The organism is Pseudomonadota bacterium, from assembly GCA_026388275.1.
GTDB lineage: Bacteria > Desulfobacterota > Syntrophorhabdia > Syntrophorhabdales > Syntrophorhabdaceae > JAPLKB01.
On record JAPLKB010000043.1, the window covers coordinates 1 to 9819 of the forward strand.

Genomic DNA, 9819 nt, shown 5'->3' on the forward strand with positions numbered 1-9819 from the left:
GACAGGGGCCATTATGGGATCCGGCGGTCTTGTGGTCATGGACGAAACTACATGCATGGTGGATATGGCCAAGTTCTTCCTCCGGTTCACACAGGACGAATCCTGTGGAAAGTGCACCTTTTGCCGCATAGGCACAAAACGGATGCTTGAAATCCTGGAAAGGATTACTGACGGGAATGGGCAGGAAGGCGACATTGATCTTCTCCAGCACCTCGCGTATCAGATCAGGAATAACACTATTTGTGGTCTCGGGCAGACAGCCCCCAATCCCGTGTTGACAACCTTGAAATATTTCCATGAGGAATACATTGCCCATATCCGCGACAAAAAATGCCCTGCCCACAGTTGCCCTGCCCTGATTACGTACTCAATAAAGGCAGATACATGCAAGGGTTGCACCCTCTGCGTAAAGGCCTGTCCCGCAGAAGCTATAAGCGGGGAGAAGAAGAAACCTCATGAGATAAACATCGCGCTCTGTGTAAAATGTGGTAAGTGCTTTGAAACCTGCAAGTTTAAAGCCGTTGTGAAAAACTAAATAATGGAGAATCAAGTATGACTCAAAAACTAAATATCACAATAAACGACAAAGAATATACGGCCAATCCGGGTCAGATGATCCTCGAGGTTGTCCGGGAGCACAAGATCGACGACATCCCGACTCTCTGCTACGATCCCAAACTTCCCCCTTACGGTTCCTGTTACCTCTGTGTGGTGGAAGTAAAAGGGCTTGAGAAACTAGTTCCATCCTGTTCGAGTCCGGTTTCGAACGGAATGGCCGTCTATACGAATAATGACAGAATCAGGGAATCAAGAAAAACAGCGCTTGAACTCCTGCTCTCAAATCACTATGCCGATTGCCTGGGACCATGTACTCAGACATGTCCGGCAGGTGTCGACATACAGGGCTATATTGCCCTTATGGCTTTAGGTAAATACAAAGAGGCAGTGAAACTGATAAAGGAGAAGAATCCTCTGCCCCTTGTCTGCGGGCGGGTCTGCGTGAGGGAGTGTGAGGCTGCCTGCCGCCGGAACAGAGTCGATGACCGGGTGGGAATAGATTACCTGAAACGTTATGCTGCCGATATCGATATCGAGGACCCCTGGAACCCTGAAGTTCCTCCGAGAAATGGAAAAAAGGTTGCCATTATAGGCGGTGGGCCTGCCGGTCTTACCTGCGCCTACTTTCTTACCCTAAAGGGGTACTCCCCGACGATCTTTGAAAGATCACAACACCTGGGCGGTATGCTCCGCTATGGGATTCCGGAATATCGCCTGCCCAAGAAGATGCTTGACAGGGAAATTCAGTGGATTACGAACCTGGGTGTTGAAGTCAAAACCAATGCGGTCTTCGGGAATGGGATTAACTTCGACTCTCTCAAGAAGATGGGTTTTGATGCTGTTTTTGTTGCCATTGGCGCCCAGAAAGCAAAAAAAATGGGTGTTGAAGGCGAAGAGGATACGGTTGGCGTAATCAAAGGCGCCGATTTCCTCTATCAGATGCAGGCCGACAACCCGCCCAAACTTTATGGCAAGGTTGCAGTCATAGGCGGAGGGAATACTGCGATAGACGCTGCCCGTACTGCACTTAGAATGGGTGCCGACAAAGTTACCCTTGTTTACAGGAGAACTCAGAAGGAAATGCCTGCCCACGATATGGAAATAGATGCTGCCCTGGAAGAGGGAGTGGAATTGATTATTCTCTCTGCGCCTACAGGTATTGTTACAAAGGACGGTCGCCTGGATGCCTTAACCTGTATCCGTATGGAGCTTGGCGAACCCGATGCCTCAGGTAGGAGAAGCCCTGTTCCTATGAAAGGTTCCGAATATGATCTGAAGTGCGACTTCGTAATTTCTGCTATCGGCCAGGATATAGATCTCGGGTCCATGACTGCTGACGGCGGGCTTAAAGCTACAAGACAGAATGCAATTGTGGCCGGTAAGGAAAGTTTTGAAACATCCATTCCGGGTGTATTTGCAGGAGGCGATGCCATTACAGGTCCTGCAGTGGCGATTGATGCCATTGCTCACGGAAGGATGGCAGCTGAATCGATAGATGATTTTCTACAGACCGGCAAGACGAAACCAAGACAAAAAGAATTTTTAAGCAAGAAAGACAGTTTTGGTGAGATTGCTGAAAGTGAATTTCTACCTATGGCAAAAATAGAAAAAGAGAAAATGCCCGAGCTTCCTGTTATGGAACGGATTCAAAGCCTCGCAGAGGTTGAGACAGGTTTTACCGAGGAACAGGTGCTAAATGAGACCTCCCGTTGTCTGGAATGCGGCTGCTCTGCATATTTCGATTGTGCATTGAGAAAGTATGCTACAGACTTCGGCGTAGATCTGACAAAGTTCCTGGGTGACGTGAGGAGGCTCAAGATCGATAAGTCCCATCCGTTTATCTCCCTTGATCCGAACAAATGTATTTCCTGCGGCCGTTGTGTGCGTACCTGCTCCGAGATAGTAAAAGTCTCAGCCCTTGGATTTGTGTACAGGGGCTTCAAATCTGTGGTCAAGCCATCGATGGAGAAAAGACTTCTGCAAACAAGTTGCATCTCCTGCGGGAACTGCATCGCTGCCTGTCCTACCGGGGCTATTACAGAGAAACTGCCTTTTCGTAAACCAGGCCCCTGGGACTCGCGGAGTGTTGAATCTATCTGCAGCTTCTGCTCTTTAGGCTGTAACCTGAGCTACAAGGTATTCTATGATCACTGCTTCACAGTTGCAAATGTAGACGAGACTTCCCACAATAAAGGGTATCTGTGCTCAAAGGGACGGTTCGGATACAGATATATGATGGATAAAGACCGGCTCCTCACACCTATTATAAAAAAGAAGGGCGGACACCGGAATGCCACCTGGGACGAAGCTATCGACTATGCAGCACAGAGGCTGAATGCTATTATCAAGACTTACGGTCCTGAGTCGGTTGCTGTTTTCGGGTCTCCGAGGATGACCAATGAAGAGCTTTATCTGCTCCAGAAGTTTGTCCGTGCAGGACTTAAAACGAATAACATTGGAAGTTTCACCAACCTGTTAAACGGTGTAGAACAGGACAGCCTTGACGATATGTTCGGGGCAACCGTCTCTACAACTACTATGGACGATTTACACAAGGCCAATGTTGTTCTGGTTATCAATGCGGATATATCAGAAGAAAACCTTCTTGCAGAGCTGAAAGCCAAAAGTGCACAAAAGAGAGGCTCATATCTGGTGACCGTAAATTCCTCTGAAACGGCGCTGAACAAGTTCGCTGATTTGTGGATTAATTCAAAGCGTGGAACAAACACCGCGCTGATAAACATGATCTGCAAGGCACTTATTGAAAGAGGGCTGGGAGATATTGATTTTATTGAAAGCCGTACAGAGGGATTCGAAGAACTCAAGACGTCGGTTTCCAACCTCGATATGGGTGAAGTTTCAGAAACCACTGGAGTGGAAGATGAGAAGATTGTGCAATTGTGCAACCTGCTGGCATCACCGGATAATAATGTAATTGTCATGTACAACATCGACTCTTTGTGGGAAAAATCCCGTGACGATCTGAAAGCAATCGGGAACCTTATGATGCTTACCGGAAGAATCGGAAAGCCTGGAAATGGTATTGTCATTCTGAGAGATTATGCAAACTCTCAGGGCCTTCTTGATATGGGCGTTGACACACAATATCTGCCTGGGAATATCCACTTCCGGGACACTGCCCGCATCAAGAAGCTCGGCACCAAATGGGGTATGGACCTGAAGTCCGTCTTCAAACCTGTGGACATTAAAGCAGACATGGAAAACGACAAAATAAAGGCGCTTATTATATTTGGGGAAGACCCCCTGAACGAACCATCCAATCTCAGATTCACAGGCAACGCCGAATTCCTGCTTGTTGTCGATAATTTCATTACCGCAACAGCAATGGAGGCAGATGTGGTGCTTCCGGCATCAGTGCCTGTTGAGACGTCCGGTTCATATACAGCGTGCGACAGGATGGTGCAGAAGTTTACCAAGGTCTTTGAACCGAAAACCGGCATGGAGAACTGGCAGATTATATGCAAACTGGCCGAGAAATTGAATATTCCTCTAACCTTCGGTTCTGTGGATGATATTACAGAGCAGATTAAAGAGGCCAACCCTGCCTACCAAAATGTAGCTCCCGGCACATCCTGGGGAAAGATATTGTTCGAGAAGAAGTTTATGACAGGAAACGGCAAGGGGAAGTTCAGCGCTGCCTCGATTGAAGCACTCCCTGTCAATCTTGAGAAAAAGCAATATCTGTTTGCGGAAAACTACTTTAACATGAAAATAAAGAGCAAGCTTGCAGAGTAAAGATGCCCCTCCGATGTCCACCGAATCGCCTATCCCTTTCTAAAGAGTGTGAAAGGAGGATTCGGTGGGCTGTGTCGGCAAATGTATTTTAGCGCATGTTATGGTATAATACATTGTTTTAAATAAAGAAGCTAAAAAGAGGAACTTCATGAAGCCTTACCGGAATCTCCAAAACGTTGAGAGTGATTTGAAGAAAAGGGTTCAGGAACTTGAATGTTTATACAACATAGGCCCTGAGATAAGGTCTGACGGTGATCTTGCACAAAATATGACAATGACCGCTATCCATCTGGTCCAGGGTTTGCAGTTCCCTGAGATTGCCTCTGCCGCGATCTGGCTTGACGGAGCCGAATACTCGGCATCGCCAGGCCCGAAAGAAGAGGCCGCAGTGTCGCTGGCCGCTGATATTCTCGTAGCAGGGAAGAACAGGGGGTTCGTGGAGGTACACTATAAGGAAGATGCTCAATTTCTGAAAGAGGAAAAAAGGCTTGTTGAAGAGGTGAGCAGTAAAATTTCTAAATATTTAGAGCGACGGGAACTCCATGCTAAATTACAAAAATATGTAGACGAACTTCAGGAACTTATTGAAGAGAAACAAAAATATGTGGGAAACCTTACAGAACTGGTGGAAGAGAAAACAAGGGAACTTCAAAACTCGAAGAAAAGGTATGAAGACTTTTTCAAAGATGCACCGGTCCCCCTGATTATCTCGCGGCTGAACGGCGATATCATAAAGGCCAACCGGGAGTTTTACCATCTCCTCGACTATCCTGAGGATGGCTCAGTGCATCTCAACTACGTGCGAGACCGGCTATATGAAAATCCCGCGGTCAGGACCGTAATCTTCCAGAAGCTTGAAGAAGATGGGAAGATTGAGGCACTTGACCTTGCTGTCATGGACCGTCATGGAAATCCGATCCCTGTCATAACCTCATGCCTGTTCATCGATATGGATGGCGAAAAGTGTGTGGAAACAGTGTACAAGGATATCCGGATCCGAAAGGAGCTGGAGAGAAAACTGATCGAACAGAATGAGAACCTGGAGAGAAAAGTCCTTGAGAGGACTGTCGATCTCGAAAATCAGAAGAACCTTCTCATAAAGAAGAATCAGGAACTGATGACCTTAACTGAGAAGCTGAGGGAGAGCAAAACGAGGCTCCAAGCCCTGTTTAAGACAATTACCGATACGGTTGTCGTCCTTGATGCAGATTTTAATATTCTTATGTCAAACCAGAAATCCATCGGCAGCAAAGGTAAATGTTACAAAAAGGTTTTTGGCCAGGATCAGCGCTGTGAAGAATGCCTGGCAATACGGGTGTTTGAGGAAAAAACGTCTGTAACCCAGGAAAAGGTGGTAGGTGATGAGTATTACCTTCTCCAGGCCTACCCTATTTTCGGGCGTGACTGCGAGGTTACGGGATCACTCGAAATCTCGCGTGTTGTTACCAAAGAAAAAAACATGGAAAAGCAGTTACTCCAGGCCGATAAACTCGCTTCACTGGGCCAGCTTGTTTCCGGGATCGGTCATGAGATAAACAACCCGAATACCTTCATTCGTGGAAATCTGCATATCATGCAGGAAGCCATGAATGATATTTTTCCCATCCTCAACGCCTATTATCAATCCCACCCTGATTTAAAGATTGCGCGCCTCAGCTATGACATTTTCAAAGAAAACATACCCATACTGATTGACGACATGGTGCAGGGTTCTAACCGTATTAAAGGCATCGTGGAGGGGCTAAAGAAGTTTGCGAAGCGCGATGAGGGATTTCTGAATGAGATTGTTAGCCTTAATACTATTACAGAGGCGTGCTTGAGGTTGGTGGACAATCAGATTCGAAGAACGGCTGATGTTAAAATAGATCTGGATCCTGAATTGCCCACTGTGGTAGGGAATTCCCAAAAATTACAGCAGGTGATTGTGAACATCCTCATTAATGCATCCCAGGCTATTGAGAAGCCGAGAGGCACTATCCACGTTCTCACCCGCTTCAACGAAAAAGAGGTAGTGCTGAGGGTAAAAGATAATGGTAAGGGAATGAGCGAACTTACTGTAAAACAGATCTTTGATCCATTTTTTACCACTAAGAGACACCAGGGAGGTACGAGCGGAGGTACAGGCCTCGGTCTATCCATAGCCTACGGCATCATCAAAGAGCATCAAGGGAGAATTGATGTGGAGAGCAAAGAGGGTATTGGCACCACCTTTTGCATTTATCTTCCAAGAAGCCCCGAGGAGGGCAAATGAACAAGATTCTTGTCATAGATGATGATCGGGCTGTACTGAACTATCTCAACATTTTTCTGCTCCAGGCAGGCATATTTGACATAAAGACGCTTAGCGACAGCACGAAAGCATACGCTGAGCTTGCTGCGAACCAGTACGACATCCTGTTGCTGGATATGGATATGCCCGAAGTCACCGGTTTGGACATATTGAGACATATCCAGGAAAACAATGTCGATGTGGAGACCATTGTCCTTACCGGCGTGGAGGATGTAGCCCTTGCTGTTTCGGCAATGAAACTTGGTGCTATTGAGTATTTAACCAAGCCTGTTGATACGGAACATCTGTTAGATTTGCTGAACACCGCCCTGGAAAACAGGGAAAACCAGAAAATTATTGAACAAGAGGTCCGCGTATCCCCTGATCTGAAATTTGCAGATGCCTTTAAAGATATCATTACCCAGAATGAGAAAATGCACAACGTTTTCTCTGTCATTGAAAAAATGGCCCAGACGGACAACAGTATACTTGTATGGGGCGAGAGCGGCACGGGAAAAGAACTTATTGCAAAGGCCATACACAAAATCAGCAAACGGAATAAGGAAAACTTTGTTGCTGTAAATGCAGGTACATTTGCCAATGAACTCTTTGCTTCTGAGTTTTTCGGTCATAACCAGGGCGCCTTCACAGGGGCAACAGCACAGAAAAGAGGGTTTCTGGAAGAGGCGGACAAAGGCACACTTTTTCTTGATGAGATCGGCGAACTGGCCTTGCCCATACAGGTGAAGCTCCTCAGGGTCTTGCAGGAAGGGGAGTTTTTTCGCCTGGGCTCCACCAAGAATTTGAAAGTTGACGTGCGGATTATTGCTGCCACCAACAAGAATTTGCATCAGGAAATTAAAACAGGAAATTTCAGGAAAGACCTGTTCTATCGCCTGAACATGAATTCAGTCTATCTCCCTCCCCTCAGGGAAAGAAAAGGAGATATTCCTCTGTTATGCATGCATTTTCTCAGAAAGTTCTCTGAACTTAATGATAAGAAAATAGAGAAGATATCAGACACGGCAATGAAGCTCCTGTCTCATTTTGACTATCCCGGTAATATCCGGGAGTTGATGAACATTATCAATAGTGGCGTTATTGTTGAATCTACGGACGAATTAAGAAAGAAATCTCTTCCCAATTATTTTCTCGAAAGCATACCTATAATGGACGAAGGATTAGGGGAGATACAATTGAAAGCTCTGATCGACGTCGAAAAGGAACATATCAGGAAGATACTCCAGTACACCGGCGGAAACAAGACAAAAGCAGCGCAGATTCTTGGCATATCAAGGATCAACCTGATATCCAAGGCAAAGAAATATATGCTCGAGTAAGACCCGTCCAGTATAGCCCTCAGTGATGGGAGGAGAGAATTCTTCTTATCTTTCACCTGCTTACGCTTGATACGATGTTGCCTTCATTTGCCCATTTTTGTTGTCTCTTCCTCACACTCCGCCATTTCCGGGACACCCCGCAAGCGGGTACCCGGTCGCCCCCTCCACAAGTAAAGTACGACCCGCGAAGCGGGTGCCACGGCCTCCCCTTCTCGCTCACTGCGTGAGCTAAAGTTTGCGTCGGCTCGTCGTCGCCCGGGTACCCTCTGGGTGCAATCAATGAATCCGAATTGGTATTAAACTGATAAAATGATAGATCACAGAGTTCGCAAAGAAAAACCGGATAAAAGTTTGTGAATATTTTGTATTTTTTTGTAAAAATATTCTTGAAAATAATATTTGAAATAGTGTATCAACATATACACATTTTTACGGGCATCTTAGTCAATATCATCTTAAGTTAAATCATAAAAAACAGTGTACGGTTTAATCCCGCTTAATGCGGGACATAGTGAATAGTGAATAGCGGTTAAGGCGGTAAACGGGTTATGACTTCTGAGTATCTCAACCTTTTCTGTAAAGTTACTCCTTGATAAATCACCCCAATAAAGGGTGTGTGTGCTATTCACTATTCACTGAATTTCAAATAAGGGGGTAATTATGGCAACAAAGAAAGCAGTGGAAAGCCCGGAATTTCTGTACCTGCCTCTTGGAAGTATTATAGTGGAAGAACAGATTCGTTCAAAGATCGACACAGAAAGTGAGTCCTTTAAAGCACTCATGTCATCTATCAAAGACAAAGGTGTATTAGAACCTATACTTGTAACTCCAAAGGGTGATAATAAGTACCTCCTCATCTTTGGAGAAAGACGCTATCTTGCAGCACAAAAACTGGGGTTTGAAACTATCCCGGTAAGGAATGTCAATACAGTCACACAAAAGGATGAAATCCTTGTATTACAATTGACGGAAAATCTCCAGAGAGAAGACTTGAATCCAATCGATCAGGCTAAAGGAATACTTGCACTTATCCAGGTAAGACATCCTGATAAGAATTATAATTTGGATAGTGTAATGAAGGAGTTGGTGAATTATGATCTAAAGCCTAATTATGTATCAAAGGAGTTTTCCGAAACAGTTTCGGAAATTGTTAAAATCGTCAGGAAGTCAACAAGGACGGTGCTTAACGTAATCTCACTTCTAAAGTTGGTTCCCAAAATTCAGGACGTAATTTCAAGTGGAATTCTCCCTGTTTCCCAGGGGTATTTATTTGCTGCTAACCTTGGAAGTCCTGATTTTTTTACCATATTTGATGAAATAATGGAGACGCCTGTAACCAATGTTAAATTAGAGAAAATGCTTACCGCATACAAAAAGGCCAAACCGAAATCAACATCTAAACCTATGCCAATTAAAAAGAAAGTTGCTGTCTTACAAAATGCAAAATCATACTTTGAGAAAAAGACCGGGATGTATGCAAAATCAGATATTCAGACATTCCTTGATGAACTGAGGGTTTTAGTCTCTTTCATGGAAAAGCAGGTTGAAACAGCCCCGGAGATTGTATCAATGAAACAAACAGATAAAAAGCCTGTTCCGCAGGTGTGAGGATTAATGCATACAAGCGGCTTTGCTGTTCCTTGAAAGGCAAGGATTATCAATAGAAATGGTATCTTTCCATCATTACTGATATGGTTATTTATAACACCTACAAAGCAAGTATATGGCATTTTGTCTGTGATCGTGAATTATGGGAAGAAACGTTGGTTTTATGAATAACATCATTGGTGCAAATAACAAGACCTCGTACTATTATACAAGACACCAATAGACAAAGGGAATACAATTTGATAGGTTTCTTAAAAGGTAGGTTGTGTGGGTGGTCAGGTCGGTCAA

At 44.9% G+C, this 9819-nt stretch carries 5 protein-coding genes; all 5 read left to right on the forward strand.

Annotated features, from left to right (window positions below; genetic code table 11):
* On the forward strand, positions 1-535 hold a 535-nt coding region (locus NT010_11315), incomplete at its 5' end, for a 4Fe-4S binding protein (GenBank protein MCX5806636.1).
* A 17-nt stretch (positions 536-552) separates the two neighbouring features.
* Entirely contained in the window at positions 553-4314 is a 3762-nt protein-coding gene (locus tag NT010_11320) for an NAD(P)-binding protein (protein MCX5806637.1), read from the forward strand.
* A gap of 148 nt (positions 4315-4462) precedes the next feature.
* A complete protein-coding gene (locus NT010_11325; GenBank protein ID MCX5806638.1) occupies positions 4463-6565 on the forward strand; it encodes an ATP-binding protein in 2103 nt (700 codons plus the stop codon).
* Entirely contained in the window at positions 6562-7923 is a 1362-nt protein-coding gene (locus tag NT010_11330) for a sigma-54 dependent transcriptional regulator (GenBank protein ID MCX5806639.1), read from the forward strand. Before NT010_11325 ends, NT010_11330 begins: the two co-directional genes overlap by 4 nt.
* 660 nt (positions 7924-8583) lie before the next feature.
* Entirely contained in the window at positions 8584-9531 is a 948-nt protein-coding gene (locus NT010_11335) for a ParB/RepB/Spo0J family partition protein (protein MCX5806640.1), read from the forward strand.
* Positions 9532-9819 lie beyond the last annotated feature (288 nt).